The organism is Streptomyces sp. NPDC079167, from assembly GCF_040686735.1.
Lineage (GTDB): Bacteria > Actinomycetota > Actinomycetes > Streptomycetales > Streptomycetaceae > Streptomyces.
In genome coordinates this window covers 61,232-77,369 of sequence record NZ_JBFBLO010000009.1, presented here as the reverse complement: position 1 = coordinate 77,369, position 16,138 = coordinate 61,232, and the positions used below count along the sequence as shown (strand labels likewise).

General features: G+C 72.5%; 17 protein-coding genes. 7 read left to right on the top strand and 10 right to left on the bottom strand.

The genetic code is table 11. From position 1 onward, the window contains the following. Nucleotides 1-8: 8 nt before the first annotated feature. Nucleotides 9-455: an Lrp/AsnC family transcriptional regulator gene (locus AB0P41_RS20115; protein WP_356715049.1), complete on the top strand. Its 447-nt coding sequence runs from the start codon at nt 9-11 to the stop codon at nt 453-455. On the opposite strand, the gene AB0P41_RS20110 is transcribed toward AB0P41_RS20115, so the two are convergent. The 3 genes from AB0P41_RS20110 to AB0P41_RS20100 form a co-directional block, all read right to left on the bottom strand. Next, the gene (locus AB0P41_RS20110; protein ID WP_365933252.1) at nt 445-3,498 is read right to left on the bottom strand and encodes an SMC family ATPase; all 3,054 of its coding nucleotides are present in this window, start codon (nt 3,496-3,498) and stop codon (nt 445-447) included. The genes AB0P41_RS20115 and AB0P41_RS20110 overlap by 11 nt on opposite strands. Continuing rightward, nucleotides 3,495-4,661, bottom strand: a complete 1,167-nt coding sequence (locus tag AB0P41_RS20105) for an exonuclease SbcCD subunit D (RefSeq protein ID WP_356715053.1) — start codon at nt 4,659-4,661, stop codon at nt 3,495-3,497. The genes AB0P41_RS20110 and AB0P41_RS20105 overlap by 4 nt, the downstream gene beginning before the upstream one ends. 132 nt (nt 4,662-4,793) lie before the next feature. Beyond that, nucleotides 4,794-5,429: a YigZ family protein gene (locus AB0P41_RS20100; RefSeq protein ID WP_356715055.1), complete on the bottom strand. Its 636-nt coding sequence runs from the start codon at nt 5,427-5,429 to the stop codon at nt 4,794-4,796. 82 nt (nt 5,430-5,511) lie between these two features. Here AB0P41_RS20100 and AB0P41_RS20095 point away from each other — a divergent pair, with 82 nt between their 5' ends. Beyond that, a complete protein-coding gene (locus tag AB0P41_RS20095; protein ID WP_356715057.1) occupies nt 5,512-5,928 on the top strand; it encodes a CoA-binding protein in 417 nt (138 codons plus the stop codon). A 104-nt stretch (nt 5,929-6,032) separates the two neighbouring features. Further along, on the top strand, nt 6,033-6,842 hold the full coding sequence (locus tag AB0P41_RS20090; protein WP_365933249.1) for an AAC(3) family N-acetyltransferase: 810 nt from the start codon (nt 6,033-6,035) through the stop codon (nt 6,840-6,842). A 64-nt stretch (nt 6,843-6,906) separates the two neighbouring features. On the opposite strand, the gene AB0P41_RS20085 is transcribed toward AB0P41_RS20090, so the two are convergent. Continuing rightward, on the bottom strand, nt 6,907-7,461 hold the full coding sequence (locus tag AB0P41_RS20085) for a YbaK/EbsC family protein (protein ID WP_356715061.1): 555 nt from the start codon (nt 7,459-7,461) through the stop codon (nt 6,907-6,909). A gap of 31 nt (nt 7,462-7,492) precedes the next feature. Further along, complete coding sequence (locus AB0P41_RS20080) at nt 7,493-8,077, bottom strand: XRE family transcriptional regulator (RefSeq protein ID WP_356715063.1); 585 nt, start codon at nt 8,075-8,077, stop codon at nt 7,493-7,495. 93 nt (nt 8,078-8,170) lie between these two features. On the opposite strand from AB0P41_RS20080, the gene AB0P41_RS20075 reads away from it, so the two are divergent. Further along, nucleotides 8,171-9,037 carry an EamA family transporter gene (locus AB0P41_RS20075; RefSeq protein WP_356715065.1) on the top strand — a complete coding sequence of 289 codons (867 nt, stop codon included), beginning with the start codon at nt 8,171-8,173 and terminating at the stop codon, nt 9,035-9,037. Nucleotides 9,038-9,081: 44 nt separating this feature from the next. On the opposite strand, the gene AB0P41_RS20070 is transcribed toward AB0P41_RS20075, so the two are convergent. Further along, nucleotides 9,082-9,834, bottom strand: a complete 753-nt coding sequence (locus AB0P41_RS20070) for a DapH/DapD/GlmU-related protein (RefSeq protein WP_356715067.1) — start codon at nt 9,832-9,834, stop codon at nt 9,082-9,084. A gap of 148 nt (nt 9,835-9,982) precedes the next feature. Between AB0P41_RS20070 and AB0P41_RS20065 the strand changes: the two genes are divergently transcribed. Beyond that, nucleotides 9,983-10,516, top strand: a complete 534-nt coding sequence (locus tag AB0P41_RS20065) for a gamma carbonic anhydrase family protein (protein ID WP_365933246.1) — start codon at nt 9,983-9,985, stop codon at nt 10,514-10,516. Between the two features lie 57 nt (nt 10,517-10,573). Here AB0P41_RS20065 and AB0P41_RS20060 read toward each other — a convergent pair whose 3' ends face one another. Together AB0P41_RS20060 and AB0P41_RS20055 are read right to left on the bottom strand one after the other, a co-directional pair. After that, nucleotides 10,574-11,221 carry a DedA family protein gene (locus AB0P41_RS20060; protein WP_356715070.1) on the bottom strand — a complete coding sequence of 216 codons (648 nt, stop codon included), beginning with the start codon at nt 11,219-11,221 and terminating at the stop codon, nt 10,574-10,576. A 131-nt stretch (nt 11,222-11,352) separates the two neighbouring features. Beyond that, nucleotides 11,353-11,790 (bottom strand): DUF4442 domain-containing protein, encoded by a 438-nt coding sequence (locus tag AB0P41_RS20055; protein WP_356715122.1) that lies wholly within the window; start codon nt 11,788-11,790, stop codon nt 11,353-11,355. A 108-nt stretch (nt 11,791-11,898) separates the two neighbouring features. On the opposite strand from AB0P41_RS20055, the gene AB0P41_RS20050 reads away from it, so the two are divergent. Both AB0P41_RS20050 and AB0P41_RS20045 read left to right on the top strand, forming a co-directional pair. Beyond that, on the top strand, nt 11,899-12,933 hold the full coding sequence (locus tag AB0P41_RS20050) for a hypothetical protein (RefSeq protein WP_356715072.1): 1,035 nt from the start codon (nt 11,899-11,901) through the stop codon (nt 12,931-12,933). A gap of 66 nt (nt 12,934-12,999) precedes the next feature. Continuing rightward, the gene (locus AB0P41_RS20045) at nt 13,000-14,310 is read left to right on the top strand and encodes an MFS transporter (protein ID WP_365933244.1); all 1,311 of its coding nucleotides are present in this window, start codon (nt 13,000-13,002) and stop codon (nt 14,308-14,310) included. On the opposite strand, the gene AB0P41_RS20040 is transcribed toward AB0P41_RS20045, so the two are convergent. Continuing rightward, nucleotides 14,272-15,117, bottom strand: a complete 846-nt coding sequence (locus AB0P41_RS20040) for a fused MFS/spermidine synthase (RefSeq protein WP_365933242.1) — start codon at nt 15,115-15,117, stop codon at nt 14,272-14,274. The two genes, AB0P41_RS20045 and AB0P41_RS20040, sit on opposite strands and share 39 nt — an antisense overlap. Before the next feature lie 116 nt (nt 15,118-15,233). After that, nucleotides 15,234-16,085 carry a patatin-like phospholipase family protein gene (locus tag AB0P41_RS20035; protein WP_356715078.1) on the bottom strand — a complete coding sequence of 284 codons (852 nt, stop codon included), beginning with the start codon at nt 16,083-16,085 and terminating at the stop codon, nt 15,234-15,236. Between the last annotated feature and the right edge of the window lie 53 nt (nt 16,086-16,138).

Below are 16,138 nucleotides of genomic sequence, written 5' to 3'. Positions count from 1 at the left end.
CTGATCTCATGACCGAGTATTCCCCGGACGCCACGGACTGGCGCATTCTCGACGTCCTGCAGCGCGACGGGCGCGCGACTTTCGCCGAGCTGGCCCGCGCGGTGGCGATGTCCCCCAGCGCCGTCACCGAGCGCGTACGCCGCCTCGAGGAGGCGGGGGTGATCAGCGGGTACGCAGCGGTGGTGGACCCGGAACGGCTGGGACTGCCGATCCTCGCCCTCGTACGGCTGCGCTATCCGACCGGCAACTACAAGCCGTTCCACGATCTGACGGACACGACACCGGAGATCGTGGAGGCGCACCATGTGACCGGGGACGACTGCTTCGTACTGAAGGTGACCGCGAGGTCGATGCGTCATCTGGAGGAGGTCACGGGGAGGATCGGCACCCTCGGCTCGGTGACCACCAGCATCGTGTACTCCTCGCCCCTCCCCCGTCGGGCGATCAGCCGCTGAGCGTGCCGGCGGCCCGGTGGACCACCGCCGATCCGTGCCGCTCCTTCACCACCTCGAGCTGGGCGGGGATGCGACGGCGCAGGTCGGCCACATGGCTGACGATGCCGACACTGCGGTCGCGTTCGCGCAGCGAGTCCAGGACGTCGAGCACCTCGTCCAGTGTCTGGTCGTCCAGACTGCCGAAGCCCTCGTCGATGAAGAGCGTGTCCAGGCGCACTCCGCCCGCCTCGTCCGTCACCACGTCGGCGAGGCCGAGCGCCAGGGCGAGCGAGGCGAAGAAGGTCTCCCCGCCGGACAGCGTGGCCGTGTCGCGCTCCCGGCCCGTCCAGGAGTCGACGACGTGCAGTCCGAGCCCCGCCCTGCGGCCTCCGCTGCGCTCGTCGGAGTGGACCAGCGTGTAGCGGCCCGCCGACATCCGCTGGAGGCGGGCCGTCGCCGCGGCGGCCACCTGTTCGAGGCGGGCCGCCAGTACGTACGCCTCCAGCCGCATCTTGCGCTCGTTGTCCGCGGAGGTGCCCGCGGTCAGACCGGCGAGACGTGCCACCCTCTCGTACTCCTGGCGCAGAGGGCCCAGGGCGCGGACCTCTTCCTCCGCGCGGCGGGAGAGCCGGGCGAGCTCCGCGCCGCGCTCCTCGGCGGCCGCGTGCACAGCGGCGCTGTCCCGCAGCATCCTCGCGGACCGGTCGTACGCCTCCTGGGCCGCGTCCGGCTCCGCGGGCGGCCGGCCGGCGGCGGCCCGGGCGTCCTCCTCCGCAAGTCGGTCGGCGACCGTGGCGGCCTCCGTCTGCCAGGCGTCGATGCGATGCTGCAACTCCCGCTGGGCGGTGTCACCCAGGAGCTTCGCGGCGGCTGCCTGCGGGGTGGCGAAACCGGCCCTGAAGGCGGCGTCGGCGAGCCTGCCGTCGGCCTCCTTGAGCCGCTCTGCCGCGTCCTGCTCCGCACGGAGCGCCTCGGCGGCGTCGGCCAGCAGCCCGGCACGGCGCTCCAGGAGTTCCGCGTGTTCGGCCACGGAACCGCAGTCGCCCCGGGCCTTCACCAACTCGGCTTCCAGTGCGGACTGTTCACGGTCGAGCGCCTCCCGCTGCGAGGTGCGGGCCGCGCCGCGCCGCTCGGCCTGCTGCCGGTCGTCGAGGCGGCCGAGGTGCTCACGCTCGGCGGCGGCGAGCGCTTCCCTGGCCGCGTGCGTCCCCGCGGCCAGGCGGTGCGCTTCCGCGTGCTCCTGGGTCAGGCGCTCGACGACGGCCTGCAGTGCGGCCACGGAGTTGTGTGATCGGCCGGCCGCCCCTGTGGCTCCGTCCACGTCCTCCGGGTCCGCCGCCTCCGCCCGGGCAGCGGCGAGTCGTTCGCGCACCACCCCCAGCTCGTTCTCCGCCTCGGCACGTTCCCGGTCCGCCCGCTGGTGGGCGGCGAGCGCCGCCTCCTCCGTGGCCCGGTCCACGTGGCCGTCCTCCGCACGGGCCGGCTCGGGGTGCTCCGCCGAGCCACACACCGTGCAGGCGACGCCGTCGACGAGCCGACCCGCCAGTTCCGCGGCGATGCCCCGCAACCGCTGCTCCCGCAGCGTCAGCCACTTCTCGTGCGCCTCCACGGCACGTTCGCGGGCCGCGGTCAGGGCCGCCGCCGCGGCTTCCTCGCGGAGGCCGAGGGCGTCACGGCGGCGTGCCGCCTCCAGCCTCCTGCGAGCGGGGTCGAGGCGGCCGGCCAGCTGTTCCGCGCGGGTCGCGGCCTCCTGTGCCGTCTCGACGCGTTCCCTGAGGCTCCGGTGGGTGGCGTCCCAGCCGGCCAGCCACTGTGCCGCCTCCTGGATCAGTTCGTCGTCGGAACGGGACTGCCGCTCCAGACGGGAGCGTTCGGTGTCGATCTCCCGGCTGCGCCGTTCGGCCCGTTGTGCGGCGTCGAGTGCGCCCAGCTCGGCCCGCAGTCCGCGTTCCGTGCCGGCCAGCTGCTCGAAGCCCGCTTCGGCCAGTTCGGGAGGCAGCCCCGCGCGGGACCGCTCGCGTGCCGCGACAGCCGTGCGATGGGTCCGCTCCGCCTCGTCGCGCAGGTCGAGCGCCGGCGCGACCAGGTCGGCCTTGCGCGCGCGGGCCAGCTGTTCGTGGCAGCGGTCGCGTTCCGCCCGGCGGTCCTCCAGTCCCGCGGCCCGGCGTCGGGTCTCCTCGTAGCGCTGCTGGAGCCGGGCGAGTTCACGCTCGGTTTCGAGCGCGCGGCGCGCGGCGGCGGCCCTGTCCTCGGCCCCGGCCAGGAGGCACCGGGCGATGTCGGACCGTTCAGCGGCTCCGCTGCGCGCGACGGCGGCCCACTGCAGGACCCCTTCGGCGAGACCGGGCTCGCCGGGCCGCGCGTCCGGCGGCGCCGGCTCGTCCGCCGCCGGGCCGGCTGCCTGGGCGATGCGCTGGGCCAGGGCGAGAATCTGCTCGTCCCCCGCCTTGACCCGGGCTTCGGCCGCGCGTCGCAGTTCGGCCAGGCGCTCCTCGACGGCGGCGAAGCGGCGGGTGTCGAAGAGCCGGCCGAGCAGCTTTCCGCGCGCTTCGGCGTCGGCGCGCAGGAACCGCGCGAAGTCGCCCTGCGGCAGGAGTACCACCTGACAGAACTGGTCCCGGCTCATCCCGACGAGGCCGCCGATCTCCTCGCCGATCTCCTGGTGGGAGCGGCTGAGAGCCTTCCATCCGTGTTCCGGCTCGTACTCGCGCAGCCGGCTCTGCGCCTTCTCGGTCGTGAAGCCGCCGCCCCTCTTCTTGGGACGGGGCTGCGCGGGCCGCCTGGTGATCTCCAGGCGGCGCCCTCCGACGGTCAGCTCCAGGCACACCTCGGTCGGCAGGTCCACCGGGGCGTGGTCACTGCGCAGCGAGGTGCCGGGGCTCTGCCGGGCACCGGGCACCGCGCCGTACAGGCCGTAGCAGACGGCGTCGAGGACGGAGGTCTTGCCCGCGCCGGTGGGACCGTGCAGCAGGAAGATCCCGGCCGAGGACAGTGCGTCGAAGTCGACTTCCTGAGGCGCGCCGAAGGGTCCGAACGCGGTCAGGGTGAGTTTGTGCAGCCTCAACGGGACACCTCGTCCACTCCGTCGCTCACCCGTACGTCGTCGAAGACGGCGCGCAGCACCGTCCTTTCCTGCGCGCTGGGTCCGCTTCCGCCGCGTACATGGGCCACGAAGTCCTCCGCCACCTGCTGGTCGTCACGTCCCCGCAGCCGCTGGGCGTACGACGCGTGGGGGTCCTGCGGGGAACGCTCGGGGTCGAAGACCAGGCTGAGGGTGTGCGGGAAGCGCTCCGTCAGGCGGGCCATCGGTTCGTCCGGCCGCGCCGGGTCCGTGAGCGTGGCCTCCACCCAGGAGTCCTGGTGCCGATCGAGGGCCGGGTTTTCGAGCAGGGTGCCGAGGCGTCCGCGGAGCCGGGCCAGGGGGCGCGGCACCGGGCAGTCGACGCGTTCGGCGGTCAGGTCCCCGCCGGGGCCGAGGTCGATCAGCCACATCGTCTTGCGGTGCGTGTGCTCGGAGAAGGAGTACGCGAGGGGTGATCCGGAGTAGCGCACGCGTTCCGTGACCGTCTGGCAGCCGTGCAGGTGGCCGAGTGCGACGTAGTCGACGCCGTCGAAGACCCCTGCGGGGACGGCGGCGACACCGCCGACGGTGATGTCGCGTTCACTGTCGCTGGGTTCACCGCCCGCCACGAACGCGTGGGCGAGAACGACGGACCGGGTGCCGTCCGGCCGGGCGGCGAGATCGGCCCGCACCCGGTCCATGGCCGCGGTCAGGACTGCTTCGTGCCCCGCCTTCGAGGCGCCGAGGCTGTCCCTGACGAGTGCCGGCTCCAGATAGGGCAGGCCGTAGAACGCCACGTCGCCGTGCGTGTCGCGCAGCACGACCGGGGTGGCGCAGTCGGCGGGGTCGGTGCGCAGATGGATCCCGGCCCGTGCGATCAGCCCGGCACCGACGCCGAGCCTGCGGGCCGAGTCGTGGTTGCCGGAGATCATGACGGTCGGGACACCGGCGGCGGCGAGCCGGTGCAGGGCGTCGTCGAAGAGCTGGACCGCCGGGAGGGGCGGTACGGCCCTGTCGTAGACGTCGCCCGCCACGACGACCACGTCGACGGCCTGCTCGCGCACCGTCCCGACGAGGTGGTCGAGGTAGGCCGCCTGGGCATCGAGCATGGAGACGCGGTGGAAGGACCTCCCCAGATGCCAGTCCGAGGTGTGCAGAATCCTCATGCCTTCACTCCGGCTGCTCCGACCCGCATGTTCCACTTCCTCCGCCCCCGGGACCGGACCGGTCCGCACGCCGCCCACCGCGGATTTCCGCGGCCGGCCCGACCACGCTAATGCCGCGCGGCCCCGGACCCCTCATCCGGCTGGGACATCCCCGTACGCCTCGCCGCCCAGTTCGAGCGTCGCGGAACCTGCCGTGGCGTCGGCCAGCCAGGCCCTGAAGCCGTCGACGTCGGCGTCCGGCACCCCGATGGCGATGGTCACCGCCTCCGTGTAGGTCACGTCGCGGACGTCCACCCCGGTGGCCCGCAGATCGTTCTCCAGCTTGCCCGCCCGCTGGTGGTCGACGGTGACGGTGGCGAGACGGAACCGGCGGCGGGTGGTCGTGCCCAGCGCGTCGAGCGCTTCACCGACGGCTCCTCCGTACGCCCGGATCAGTCCGCCCGCTCCGAGCTTGACGCCGCCGAAGTAGCGGGTGACCACCGCGACGGCGTACCGCACCTCACGGCGCATGAGCATCTGCAGCATGGGGACGCCCGCCGTCCCGCCGGGCTCCCCGTCGTCAGAGGCCTTCTGCACGGAGGCGTCGGCGCCGATGACGTAGGCGAAGCAGTTGTGGTTGGCGGTGGGGTGCTCCTTGCGGACGCGCGCGACGAACTCCTGCGCCTCCTGCTCGGTGGCGGCGGGGGCGAGCGCGCAGAGGAAGCGCGATCGGCTGACCTCGGTCTCGTGCACGCCCGCGCGGGCGACTGTCCGGTACTGCTCCTGCATCGGTCCACCCTATGCGCCGGACCGTCCGGCACTTTCACCCTCCCGTGGGGAATGGTCCGGCGGGACCGTCCGTTGTCAGGGCATGTACGCAGACGATGAGACGGTTCGCAGGATTCTCCAGGACACGGGCGACACGTGGGCGGTGGTCGGCCTCTCCACCAACCGCTCCCGCGCGGCCTACGGGGTGGCGGAGGTCCTCAAGCGCTTCGGCAAGAGGGTGGTACCCGTCCACCCCAAGGCGGAGCCGGTCCACGGCGAACAGGGGTACGCCTCACTGGCGGACATACCCTTCCCCGTCGACGTGGTGGATGTCTTCGTCAACAGCGACCTGGCGGGTGCTGTCGCCGACGAGGCGGTGGCCGTGGGGGCGAAGGCGGTCTGGTTCCAGCTCGGCGTGATCGACGAGGAGGCGTACGGGCGCACGCGCGCCGCCGGTCTCTCCATGGTGATGGACCGCTGCCCGGCGATCGAGATACCCCGCCTGGACGCCGGCCGCTGACGCCTGCCGGGGCCGGCCTCCACCACGAGAACACCCGGGCCCCGGCACCCGCGGCGCTCGCCGTCCGGAAGGCGTGGTGTCGCGGAAGTCCACCGGCGGGGAGAATGTGCGCTGTGACACAGCATCTCCTCCTCGGCGGTGAACGCGTCGGGACCCAGCTGTACGACCTCGGTGTGCGGCGGGGCGACATCCTGCTCGTTCATGCCTCGATGCGCTCCGCGGGCGGTGACGCGAGGGGGATGTCCGATGCGCTGCGCCGTACTCTGGGCCCGGAGGGGACGCTGGTCGTCCCTGCCTTCACGCCGGAGAATTCCGACACCTCGCGCTCCTACCTGGACCGGGTCCGCGGCCTGAGCGACGAGGCCCGCGCCGAGGTGCGTGCGTCGATGCCCGCGTTCGACCCGGCGACGTCTCCGGCACCCGGCATGGGCGCGCTCGCCGAGTGGGTGCGGCTGACTCCGGGCGCGCTGCGCAGCACCCACCCCCAGACCTCGTTCGCCGCGCTCGGCCCGGCGGCGGGGAAGCTGCTCTCGGGACACCGTCAGGACTGCCACCTGGGCGAGAACTCCCCGCTCGCCCGGCTGTACGAGGCGGACGCACAGGTCCTGCTGCTGGGGACGGGCTTCGCCAGCTGCACCGCCTTCCACCTCGCGGAGTACCGCCGCCCCGCCCCGCCCCGCCGTCTCTACCGCTGCGTGGTGGCGTCGGAGGGCGGACGCCGCTGGTGGGAGTACGAGGACATCGCCCTGGACGACAGCGACTTCGCCGCACTCGGGGCGGACTTCGTCCGTGCGCGGTCCGAAGTGGTGGCCCAGGGGCAGGTGGGGGCGGCGCGGAGTCATCTGTTTCCCCTCCGCGCAGCGGTGGAGTTCGCTGCGGAATGGCTCAGGGAACGTCGGCCCGACGGCCGTTGAACGTCGCCGACGGCCGATGAACGTCCCCGGCGGCCGTTGAGCGGCCCCGACGACTATCGCCCCCTCAGACGCCGAGGCCCTCCAGCACGACCGCTCCAGGCAGTGCGGCCAGGGCCTTGCCCGGGACGATCAGCTTGCCGCGGCGGCTTCCGCTGCCGATCAGTACCCACTCCTCGTCCGCCACGGCGGGGTCGACCAGGAGGGGCCAGGCCGCCGGGAGGCCGATCGGGGTGATCCCTCCGTACTCCATGCCGGTCTCGCCGACGGCGACGTCCATCGGGGCGAAGGACGCCTTTCGGGTTCCGAGGTGCTTGCGCACCACCCCGTTCACATCGACCCGGGCGCGCGACAGCACCACGCACGCGGCGAGGGTCGTGTCACCGCCCCGCTTGCCCGCCACCACCACACAGTTGGCCGACGTGTCGAGCAGCTCCGGGCCGTAGTGCTCGGCGAACACGGCTGTGTCGGCGATCCCGGGATCGGTGTCGACGTGGAGGACCGACTCGGCGGGGATGCCGCCCCAGCCGGCCGCCACCGCTTCCGCGACGGGAGGGGTGAGCAGGTCCAGCCGGTCGGCGGCGGAGGCGGCATCGCCGAAGATGTCCAGGAGTGAGCGCATGCCGCTCACGCTAACAGCCCCTGCGAGCTGCCTACTTGCCCTCTCGGCGGACCGGCGGGATCGAGACCGCCATGGTCAGGTCGGCTGGCTCGGAGCCGTCGTTGCGGTAACTGTGCGGCACGTGCGCCTCGAACGTCGCGGAGGTACCGGCGGGCACCACGTGGGTCTCGCCGTCGACGACCAGGGTCAGTTCACCCGCCGTGACGTGCAGGAGCTCCACCGTCCCCTCGGGATGCGGATCGGAGGCGCTGCTGTCGCCGGGCATCAGATGCCAGGACCAGAGCTCGATCGGCCCCCTGGCCTCCGTGCCCACCAGAAGCGTGGTCGAGCTGCCTGCCTCCGTCGACCACATGCGCACCGCCTGGGCCTCCGGTACCAGCCGCACCTGGGACCCCTGTTCGTAGTCGAGCAGGGTCGTGATGCTGACGCCCAGCGCGTCGGCCAGCTTGACGGTGGTGCCGACGCTCGGGTTCGTACGGGCCTGCTCGATCTGGATGATCATGCCGCGGCTGACCCCCGCCCGTGCCGCGAGAGCGTCCAGGGTGAATCCGCGCTCGCCCCGCCAGCGCTTGAGGTTACGGGCGAGCGACTGCGTCAGCTGATCGAGGTCAGACACATTCCGTCCAATATTATGGATGACAGAGTCGAAAATAGTGCACTACCGTGTGGTGTCCCCACCCGGCCACCAGACTGTACTGCGAGGCTCTCCATGACAGCACTGTTCGCTCTGGCCACCAGCCTGCTGTGGGGGCTGGCCGATTTCGGCGGCGGCCTGCTGACCCGGCGCACCCCCGCCCTCACCGTGGTGGTCGTGTCCCAGTGCATCGCCGCCGCGGTCCTCGGAGTCGTCGTGCTCGCGACCGGCGGCTGGAGTGAGGCCGGGGGCCGCCTCTGGTTCGCGGTCGCGGCGGGGGCCGTCGGTCCGGTCGCGATGCTGAGCTTCTACAAGGCCCTGGCGCTGGGCCCGATGGGCGTGGTCTCCCCGCTCGGCTCCCTCGGAGTGGCGGTCCCGGTCGGAGTGGGGCTGCTGGTCGGCGAGCGGCCCGGGCTGCTGCAGTTCGCCGGGGTGGCGGTCGCCGTCGCGGGGGTCGTCATGGCCGGCGGGCCGCAACTGCGCGGCGCGCCGGTGCAGCGCCGGGCGGTCGCACTGACGCTGGTGGCCGCTTTCGGCTTCGGAGCGGTGATGGCCCTGATCGCGGAGGCGTCCACCACGCTGACCGGCCTCTTCCTCGCCCTCTTCGTCCAGCGGATCACGAACATCGCGGTCGGCGGAACGGCGCTGTACGTCTCCGTGCGCCGGGGCGGCCGCGCGCTGCCCGAGGACGGCGGGGCGGCCACCGTCCGGGCCGCGCTCCCCGCACTGGCCTTCGTCGGGCTCGCCGATGTCGCGGCCAACGGTACGTACTCGATCGCCGCGCAGCACGGCCCGGTCACCGTCGCCGCCGTCCTGGCCTCGCTGTATCCGGTGGTGACCGCGCTGGCGGCGCGAGGCGTGCTGGGTGAGCGGCTGCGCGGGGTCCAGGCGGCGGGCGCGGGCCTGGCCCTGCTCGGAACACTCCTGCTGGCGACGGGCTGACCGACTGGCGGGCTCCCGGGAACGGACGGTCGGACCCGCAGGCGTCAGGCGCCCTCGGTCGCGTCCTCCAGCAGCAGCGCCACAGCCGCCAGTTGCTCCGGCGTGACCCCGTCCGGGATCGGCACCGGCGCGGGAGTACGCAGCGGCGGCTGCCAGCCCTCCTCCGGATCCCAGCTCCGCACCACCCGGGCGGGCGCCCCCGCCACCACCGCGTGGTCGGGCACCTCTCCGCGTACGACGGCTCCTGCCGCGACCACCACGTTGCGGCCGAGCCTGGCCCCCGGAAGGATCACCGCTCCGGTGCCGATCCAGCAGCCCGGCCCGATCTCGACGGGCTCCATGCGCGGCCACTGTTTGCCGACCGGCTCGTCGGGATCGTCGTAACTGTGGTTGGTGGAGGTGATGTAGACGTACGGACCGCAGTAGGTGTCCGAGCCGATCGAGACACTGGTGTCGGCGATGACATGACTGCCCCGGCCGAGCACCACACCGTCGCCCAGGGTCAGGACGGTCTCGGCCCCCAGGTCCAGATCGGGCATCAGGCCGGCCGTGAGCGTCACCTGTTCACCGATGATGCAGTGGTCGCCCAGTTCGATCCATGGCTCCCCGAAGACGGTGCCCTGAGGGAAGGCGAGCCTGGTTCCCGCACCGATACGGCGGAAGCGGAGCCGCCCGGGGTGCTGCGCGGTGACCGCCCCGGTCTCCTGCACCCAGGCCCAGACACGATGGACCGCGCGGGACGCGAGGCCACGCCGCCGGAGGGCCAGGGAGGAGAACGAGTTCCGGTTCTTCGGCACCCGCTCACGGTAGTCCGCCCGGACGGAGCGGGCCCTCGCGACGGGCTGTGATGTTCACCCCACCTGTCCGGCGCGCCGAGGCCGTCCATTACGGTTCGTGCGGAGCAAGGGGCCCCGAGCGCACCACACCTCACCGGAGGAGCAGGCGATGGCAGTGCAGGCATTGGTCACCGGTATCGGCGGCAAGGAGCCGGACATCGATCCGGACGCGTTCCTCGCCCCGACCTCCGTCGTGATCGGCGACGTGTCGATGGCCGCGGGGTCCAGCGTCTGGTACCACGCGGTGCTGCGCGCCGACGCCGGCCCGGTCTCCCTGGGCCCCGACAGCAACATCCAGGACAACTGCAGCGTGCACACGGACCCCGGTTTCCCGCTGACGGTGGGCGCCAGGGTGTCCGTCGGTCACAACGCCGTACTGCACGGCTGTGTCATCGAGGACGACGTACTGGTCGGCATGGGTGCCACCGTGCTCAACGGCGCGCACATCGGGGCGGGTTCCCTGATCGCCGCACAGGCACTCGTGCCGCAGGGGATGCAGGTGCCCCCGGGGTCCCTCGTCGCCGGCGTGCCCGCGAAGGTCAAGCGGCAGCTGACCGCCGAGGAACGCGAGGGCATCGCCTTCAACGCGGCGGGCTACGTGGAGCTGGCGAAGGCCCACCGCGCGGCGCACCAGGAGGACTGACGGCCGCGGGGCCCACACGGCGGCCCCGCGAGGGCCTCGCGAGGGCCCCACGCCGGGTCAGTCGGCCGGGACCGCTTCCGGCACCGCGTGGTCGGCCTGCTCCGCGGCCTTCTTGGCGCGGTTCTTCAGCACCAGCATCGAGACCAGGCCGATCAGCACGGCGGCCAGCAGCCCCAGCCACGAGAAGCGCTTGAGCCACGCCTCCGCGACGACTCCCACCGAGTAGATGACGGCGGTGGTGCCGCCGGCCCAGACGATGCCGCCGAGCACGTTGGCGACGAGGAACTTCCAGTACGGCATGTGCAGGACACCGGCCAGCGGCCCCGCGAAGATCCGCAGCAGTGCGACGAAGCGGCCGAAGAAGACCGCCCACATGCCCCACTTCTCGAACGAGCGCTCCGCCATGGCGATCTGTGGCGCCCCGAAGTGCTTGGGGAACTTTCCGCCGAGCCAGGCGAGCAGGGGGCGGCCCCCCTTGCGGCCGATGGCATATCCGATGGAGTCACCGATGATCGCCCCGGCGGACGCACAGGCGCCGAGCACCACGGGGTCGATGTCGCCGTGCTGGGAGGCGAGGAGCGCCGAACTCACGAGGATGATCTCGCCGGGCAGTGGGATACCCAGACTCTCGAGTCCGATGACGACCCCCACCAGGAGGTAAATGCTGACCGCGGGGACGGTCTCGAGCCACTCCTGGACGTGCAACGCGGGGTCCTTCCCGTGTAGGGATCTGCGGTCGTGCACCACGGGTGGTGCACGGCGGGCAGCCTACCGGGCCGGACGGCCGGAGCGGGCCCCGCGGCCCCGGCCCGGACGCGCGGGGGGCCGGGCGGCGGTCATCGGTTCGGACGCAGGGTCCAGACCACGCTCATCTCGCTGGTGACGGCGCCGTCGGCGCGCCGTATCTCGACGCTCACGGGAAACTCCGGGCGCTTCCCCTCGTCGAGTTCGGCGACGACCTCGGCCGCAGGGCGGCCCAGCACCGCCGTCGCGGTGAGTTCGCCCATGGCCACCTTCTTGAAGGCCATCTCCGTGGTGACGGGCAGCGGGACGGCGCGGGCCATCTGGTCGCCGAACGCGGCGACGACGATCGCGCCGCTCGCCGACTCGGCGAGCGTGAACATCGCTCCGGCGTGGGGTCCGCCGAGGTGGTTGTGGTAATCGGCCCGGTCGGGGAGCGAGAGGACAGCGCGTTCCGCGGTCGTCTCGAGGTACGTGATGCCGAGGGTCCGGACCATCGGGACGCTCGCGGACAGAATGTCGCCGACCGTCATCTCTTCTGTGCTCATAGCGCGATGTTACTAGCGGGTAGTGCTCTTTGACCATCCCCTCACAGGGCCGCCCGTGGCAGAGGGCCCCCCACCCCTCTATGGTTACTGGCCATGTGGCCAGGACAGCAGCCGCCCGGGGGCGAGCAGAACCCGCAGGACCAGAATCAGAACCCGTACCAGCAGCCGGGGTACCAACAGCCGAATCCCTATCAGCAGCCGGGATACCAACAGCACGGGCAGCCGGGCTACCCGCAGCCCAACCCCTACCAGCAGCCCACGGTGCCGCAGTACGCCGTACCGGGAGGGCCGGGCGGGCCCCGGCCGGACGACAAGAAGAAGACGACGGTCGTCGCCGTGGTCGCGGCCACCGCGGTCGTCGTCGCGGCGGTCGTCACCGGTGTCGTCGTGATGAACAAGGACGACGACAAGGGCGGCTCGGACGTGGCCGGAGGCAAGGCGTCCTCGTCGCCGTCCGCGAAGGCGTCCGAGTCCGCGTCGTCCTCCCCTGCGGCCAACCCGCGGGGCGGCGAGGACGCGGCGCCCACGGTTCCGGGCTGGAAGGTCGTGACCAACCCCAAGTGGGGCACGCAGTTCGACGTGCCGGGCGACTGGGAGGTCTCGGGCACCGGTGTGATCTCGGGCTTCGAGAACGCGAAGGACCCCACGGGTCCTCCGGCGGTCGGCTTCTCCGCGCCCGCGCACTACAAGACCAAGTGGTGCACCGACGACCCGGACAAGGACGGCACCAAGGACGACACCAGCCTGGCCGGTGTCGGCACCAAGGGCGGGCAGGGCGCCAAGAACACGGATGAGGCGGCCACGAACGAGGCCGCCAACTGGGTCTGGGCCGCCTATGCGCAGGAGGACCCGAAGGACAAGGTGAAGACCGGCAAGCCCAAGCCGTACACGACCAAGTCCGGCCTCTCGGGCAGCGTCGTCACGGCCACGGCCACGGGGCTGGCCAACAAGAACAAGTGCGACACCGACGGCAAGTCGATCGCGTTCACCTTCAAGAACGCCAAGGACGAGTACTCCTCCTGGATCCTCTACGCGAACGCGGGGATCGACGACGAACTCCCGGACACCACCATCCAGAAGATCCTCAGCACGGTGCGTCTGGCGGAGGGCGCGGAGACCGCGTCCTGAGCCTCCCGCGCACACCGCCGGACGATCCATTTGGCGGGAGGGGGCCGGGCCGGGGATAGTCCCTTGGTGACTTCCGCCGCCCCCTCCCCCTCCCCCGCCCTCCGCTCTCTGCCGGAAGGCCGCAATTTCGGTCTGCTGACCGCCGCCGCGATCATCACGAGCCTGGGCACCAACGGCGCTCTGATCGCGGCGGCGTTCGCGGTTCTGGAGTCGGGCGGCGACGGCGGTGACGTCGGCCTGGTCGCAGCCGCGCGTACGGCGCCACTGGTGCTCTTCCTGCTGATCGGCGGCGCGGTGGCGGACCGGCTGCCGCGTCACCGGGTGATGGTGGCCGCGAACGCGCTCAACTGTGTCTCGCAGGCGGTCTTCGCCTGGCTGGTGCTGACCGGCGGCGCCGAACTGTGGCACATGATGCTGCTGACGGCGCTCTGCGGTACCGGGCAGGCCTTCTTCGGCCCGGCGGCCGAGGGCATGCTGATGTCCAGCGTCAGCGGTGAACAGGCGGCCCGCGCCTTCGCCTTCTTCCGGATGTCGATGCACGGCGCCGCCATCGGCGGCGCGGCACTCGGCGGGGCCATGATCGCGGCCATGGACCCGGGCTGGGTGCTGGCGGTCGACGCTGCCGCGTTCGCCGTCGCCGGCGTCCTCCGGGCCTTCCTGGATGTGAGCCACATCCCCGCGCGCGCACCCGGCGGCGGGCTGCTCACCGATCTCCGGGACGGCTGGCGTGAGGTCGTCGGGCGTCCCTGGCTCTGGGCGGTCGTGCTGCAGTTCTCCGTGGTCGTGGCCGTCGTCGGGGCCGCCGAGGCGGTGTACGGACCGCTCGTGGCGCGGGACGAGCTCGGGGGAGCCCGCCCCTGGGGGTTCGCCCTCGCTGCGTTCGGGGTCGGCACGCTGGGCGGGGCACTGCTGATGATGCGGTGGAAACCCAGGCGGCTGCTGCTGGCCGGGACCCTCTGCGTGTTCCCGCTGGCCCTGCCGTCCGCGTCGCTCGCCATCCCGCTGCCGGTCGCGGGCCTCTGCGCGGTGATGTTCGTGACCGGGGTCGCCATCGAGGTGTTCGGGGTCTCCTGGATGACGGCCCTGCACCAGGAGATCCCGGAGGAGAAGCTGTCCCGGGTCGCGGCGTACGACTGGTTCGGCTCGGTGGCGATGGTGCCGCTGGCCACGGCGGCGGCCGGCCCGGTGGAGACGCTCGTCGGGCGCAGCCAGGCTCTCTGGGGCTGCGCGGCTCTGATCGTGCTGGTGACGGCGGGCGTGCTGTTCGTCCCGGACGTACGTAATCTGAAGCGTCGCACCTCGGTGAAGCAGGTCGGCGTCCCGGAGCGGCCCCGGGAATCAGCCGATGCCGAAGGCGCCCTCGGGGGGCTCGGGTGAGGCCACGGCCTCACTGTCCCTCACCGGCTTCGCATCGCCCATGAACCTGGTGAGCGCCGCACCGTGCTCGACCCGTGCGGGGAACGCGTCGGCGGCGCACAGCCGGGTGAGCGGAGCGACGTCGACCGGGGCGCGGGAGGCGAGCAGCACGGCGTTCCCGAAGCGCCGGCCGCGCAGCACAGCCGGTTCGGCGATCAGGGCGAGCTCGTCGAAGACCTCTGCGAAGTTGGCCAGTTGGGACCGCAGGAAGGTGAAGGGAGCGCTGTCGGCCAGGTTGGCCGCGTAGACGCCGTTCTCGCGCAGGACGCGTCCGGCGGCCCGCGCGTACTCCACGGAGGTGAGGTGGGCAGGCACCCTCGCGCCGCCGAAGACATCGGCGATCAACAGGTCGGCGGAGTCCTCCGGAGCCCTTTCCAGCCAGCCCCGGGCATCCGTGCCGTGCACCGTGACGCCGGCGCCCTCGGGCAGCGGCAGATGCTCGCGGACCAGGTCGACGAGCCCTCGGTCCGCCTCGGCCACGTCCTGCCGCGAGCCGGGCCGGGTGGCCGCGAGGTACCGCGGCAGCGTGAGCGCGCCGCCACCGAGATGCACGGCGTCCAGCGGCGTTCCGGGTGTACCGGCCCGGTCGATGACATGGCCGAGCCGGCGTACGTACTCGAATTCGAGGTGCTCCGGCTCGTCGAGATCGACGTAGGACTGCGGGGCGCCGTCGACCGTGAGCAGCCAGGCCCGGTCCCGGTCGACGTCGGGCAGCAGCCTTGCGGTGCCGCAGTCGGTGTCGCGGATGACGGGTATCGGCTCGTTCACGCCCCCATTGTGACGGGCGGGCAGCCCCTGTGGTGACGGACGTGGAGCCGGAGCCCTTGTGGTGAGGGGCTGGTAGCCCTTGTGATGACGGGCCCCGGCTCCGCTCCCCCGCGGGGTCAGCCGTTCCACACCGCGGCGACCGCTTCGGTGTGGGCGGCGGACTGGGCGAGACCCGCTCTGGCTGCCGCGGCCCGGCGCGCGGGGTCCAGGGAGTTACGGCCGATGGCCTTCCGGGTCCCGGCGTCCGGGGTGATGACCTCGACGCGGGCGCCCGCGGCCTCCAGTTCGGCGGCCTGTGCGCGGGGTGAGGCGATCACCTTGTTGCCACTCGCGGTGGGTGCGATCACGACGACGCGTTCGTAACCGGAAGCGAGGTGGGCGTTGGCCGGGGAGTGCACGCCCCCGTCGATCCAGCTACCGCCGCCGGCGCTGACCACGGGCCAGACCGCCGGGACCGCGCAGCTCGCGGTGACGGCGTCGGTGAGCGCGACCGTGCCCGTCCTGTCGAAGGTGTGCAGAGCACCTGTCAGCGCGTCCACGGCGGTGATCAGGAGGTGCCGTTCGGGCCATTCGGGGGACGGAAGCCGGCTCGCGATCGACTCGCGCCGTCCGTCCGCGGTCGCCGTGAGGCGGCTGTCCCGGGCCAGGGCGCCGAGCCTGCGTCCGTACTCGTCGGGTGTGCGGGAGGAGAGCACGGCTCTCGCGTACCGCAGGATGGTGACGGGTCCGAGCCGGCCCGCCGCTCCCTTCTCGTTCTCCGGAGAGGCCAACTGCCGCTCGTAGAGGTCGTCGACGCCGGCGGGGCCGAAAGCGAGCTGGGCTCCGACGATGGCCCCGGCCGAGCTTCCGACGATCAGATCGGCGGTGGAGAGGTCGACGCCCGCCTTGGCGAGGCCATGCAGGATGCCGGTTTCCCAGGCGGTGCCGGTGACGCCTCCGGCACCCAGTACAAGAGCTGTGTCTGCCATGACACCCAGTCTGATGCACCGCGCGCGGCCCGCCTCCCCGGGGTGGGGAGACG

What these genes read in the sequence shown, in the direction of transcription:
- AB0P41_RS20065 (WP_365933246.1), top strand. Translation starts at nt 9,983, where the DNA reads ATGGCAGTGCAGGCATTGGTCACCGGTATCGGCGGCAAGGAGCCGGAC.
- AB0P41_RS20090 (WP_365933249.1), top strand. Translation starts at nt 6,033, where the DNA reads ATGTGCGCTGTGACACAGCATCTCCTCCTCGGCGGTGAACGCGTCGGG.
- AB0P41_RS20105 (WP_356715053.1), bottom strand. Translation starts at nt 4,661, where the DNA reads ATGAGGATTCTGCACACCTCGGACTGGCATCTGGGGAGGTCCTTCCAC.
- AB0P41_RS20115 (WP_356715049.1), top strand. Translation starts at nt 9, where the DNA reads ATGACCGAGTATTCCCCGGACGCCACGGACTGGCGCATTCTCGACGTC.
- AB0P41_RS20075 (WP_356715065.1), top strand. Translation starts at nt 8,171, where the DNA reads ATGACAGCACTGTTCGCTCTGGCCACCAGCCTGCTGTGGGGGCTGGCC.
- AB0P41_RS20085 (WP_356715061.1), bottom strand. Translation starts at nt 7,461, where the DNA reads ATGCGCTCACTCCTGGACATCTTCGGCGATGCCGCCTCCGCCGCCGAC.
- AB0P41_RS20035 (WP_356715078.1), bottom strand. Translation starts at nt 16,085, where the DNA reads ATGGCAGACACAGCTCTTGTACTGGGTGCCGGAGGCGTCACCGGCACC.
- AB0P41_RS20050 (WP_356715072.1), top strand. Translation starts at nt 11,899, where the DNA reads ATGTGGCCAGGACAGCAGCCGCCCGGGGGCGAGCAGAACCCGCAGGAC.
- AB0P41_RS20055 (WP_356715122.1), bottom strand. Translation starts at nt 11,790, where the DNA reads ATGACGGTCGGCGACATTCTGTCCGCGAGCGTCCCGATGGTCCGGACC.
- AB0P41_RS20095 (WP_356715057.1), top strand. Translation starts at nt 5,512, where the DNA reads ATGTACGCAGACGATGAGACGGTTCGCAGGATTCTCCAGGACACGGGC.
- AB0P41_RS20100 (WP_356715055.1), bottom strand. Translation starts at nt 5,429, where the DNA reads ATGCAGGAGCAGTACCGGACAGTCGCCCGCGCGGGCGTGCACGAGACC.